Consider the following 1,939-nt stretch of genomic DNA (forward strand, 5'->3'; position numbering starts at 1 on the left):
AATGTCTGGCAGTTCCCTACTCTCACATGGGGAGACCCCACACTACCATCGGCGCTACGGCGTTTCACTGCTGAGTTCGGCATGGGGTCAGGTGGGACCACCGCGCTATTGCCGCCAGACAAATTCTGTGTGTTCCCGTTTAATCTCACTTTCGTGCACTAAACCAGAACATTAATCTCGAACAAGCTGCTGTGTCCTTCACCTCTCGGCTTCTCACGCTTATTGAATCAACATAATCTCTCTAAAACACCTTCGGTGTTGTCAGGTTAAGCCTCACGGTTCATTAGTATTGGTTAGCTCAACGTATCGCTACGCTTACACACCCAACCTATCAACGTCTTAGTCTTAAACGTTCCTTTAGGACCCTTTAAGGGTCAGGGAAGACTCATCTCAAGGCAAGTTTCCCGCTTAGATGCTTTCAGCGGTTATCTCTTCCGCACTTAGCTACCGGGCAATGCCATTGGCATGACAACCCGAACACCAGTGGTGCGTCCACTCCGGTCCTCTCGTACTAGGAGCAGCCCCTTTCAATCTTCCAACGCCCACGGCAGATAGGGACCGAACTGTCTCACGACGTTCTAAACCCAGCTCGCGTACCACTTTAAACGGCGAACAGCCGTACCCTTGGGACCTACTTCAGCCCCAGGATGTGATGAGCCGACATCGAGGTGCCAAACACCGCCGTCGATATGAACTCTTGGGCGGTATCAGCCTGTTATCCCCGGAGTACCTTTTATCCGTTGAGCGATGGCCCTTCCATTCAGAACCACCGGATCACTAAGACCTACTTTCGTACCTGCTCGAGCCGTCACTCTCGCAGTCAAGCTGGCTTATGCCTTTGCACTAACCGCATGATGTCCGACCATGCTTAGCCAACCTTCGTGCTCCTCCGTTACTCTTTGGGAGGAGACCGCCCCAGTCAAACTACCCACCAGACACTGTCCGCACCCCGGATAACGGGGCTACGTTAGAACATCAAACATTAAAGGGTGGTATTTCAAGGTTGGCTCCATGCAGACTGGCGTCCACACTTCAAAGCCTCCCACCTATCCTACACATCAAGGCTCAATGTTCAGTGTCAAGCTATAGTAAAGGTTCACGGGGTCTTTCCGTCTTGCCGCGGGTACACTGCATCTTCACAGCGAGTTCAATTTCACTGAGTCTCGGGTGGAGACAGCCTGGCCATCATTACGCCATTCGTGCAGGTCGGAACTTACCCGACAAGGAATTTCGCTACCTTAGGACCGTTATAGTTACGGCCGCCGTTTACTGGGGCTTCGATCAAGAGCTTCTCCTTACGGATAACCCCATCAATTAACCTTCCAGCACCGGGCAGGCGTCACACCGTATACGTCCACTTTCGTGTTTGCACAGTGCTGTGTTTTTAATAAACAGTTGCAGCCAGCTGGTATCTGCGACTGGCTTCAGCTCCATCCGCGAGGGACTTCACCTAGCGCCAGCGTGCCTTCTCCCGAAGTTACGGCACCATTTTGCCTAGTTCCTTCACCCGAGTTCTCTCAAGCGCCTGAGTATTCTCTACCTGACCACCTGTGTCGGTTTGGGGTACGATTAATGATAATCTAGAGCTTAGAGGCTTTTCCTGGAAGCGGGGCATGAGCTACTTCATCACCGTAGTGACTCGTCGTCGGACCTCAGCATATAGTGAACCGGATTTGCCTAATTCACCTGCCTACATCCTTAAACCGGGACAACCGTCGCCCGGATAGCCTAGCCTTCTCCGTCCCCCCATCGCAATTATCACCAGTACGGGAATATTAACCCGTTTCCCATCGACTACGCATTTCTGCCTCGCCTTAGGGGTCGACTCACCCTGCCCCGATTAACGTTGGACAGGAACCCTTGGTCTTCCGGCGTGCGGGTTTTTCACCCGCATTATCGTTACTTATGTCAGCATTCGCACTTCTGATACCTCCAGCAT

At 52.3% G+C, this 1,939-nt stretch carries 2 rRNA genes (1 of these 2 running past the window's edge); both read right to left on the minus strand.

Features of this window, described 5'->3' with window-relative positions:
* Positions 1 to 3 precede the first annotated feature (3 nt).
* A 5S ribosomal RNA gene (gene rrf, locus ACU696_RS01485) occupies positions 4 to 119 on the minus strand.
* 143 nt (positions 120 to 262) lie between these two features.
* Positions 263 to 1,939, minus strand: a 23S ribosomal RNA gene (locus tag ACU696_RS01490) (it continues 1,380 nt past the right edge of the window).

The sequence above is a fragment of the Providencia sp. PROV_01 genome, from assembly GCF_053098325.1.